This window comes from Mesorhizobium sp. M8A.F.Ca.ET.181.01.1.1, assembly GCF_004792025.1.
Lineage (GTDB): Bacteria > Pseudomonadota > Alphaproteobacteria > Rhizobiales > Rhizobiaceae > Mesorhizobium.
On sequence record NZ_SRTV01000157.1, the window covers coordinates 1 to 328 of the forward strand.

Sequence of the window (328 nt, forward strand, 5' to 3'; positions counted from 1 at the left end):
AGATAGTCGACGGTGAAACGCCACGGCTCGCGCGTCAGCCCCCAGCGGCCGGCCACGCGGTCGCTCTGGATGTCGGTGCCGCTGCCGTCGAGCGCGCGCCAGCGCACGTCGCGCAGCCGCACGCCGTTGGCCAGCGTGCCGCCTTCCAGCGTGCCGCTCAGCTTGCCGCTCAAGAGCCGCACCGCCGCCTGCCAGGCGTAAGCGGTGCCACGTTCGGTGGTCAGCGCTCCGTAGACGAGGCCGAGCGCCAGCACGACGAGCAAGACGACCACGACCACCGCCCAGCCGAGCGTTTTCGCCAGCAGGCGACCCGCGCGGCGGCGCCGCG

The 328-nt window shown here is 73.8% G+C and carries 1 protein-coding gene; it reads right to left on the bottom strand.

The annotated features are described in order from the left end of the window. A partial coding sequence (locus EN824_RS34020; protein WP_210236390.1) for a hypothetical protein occupies positions 1-272 on the bottom strand: 272 nt, incomplete at its 3' end. Positions 273-328: the final 56 nt, after the last annotated feature.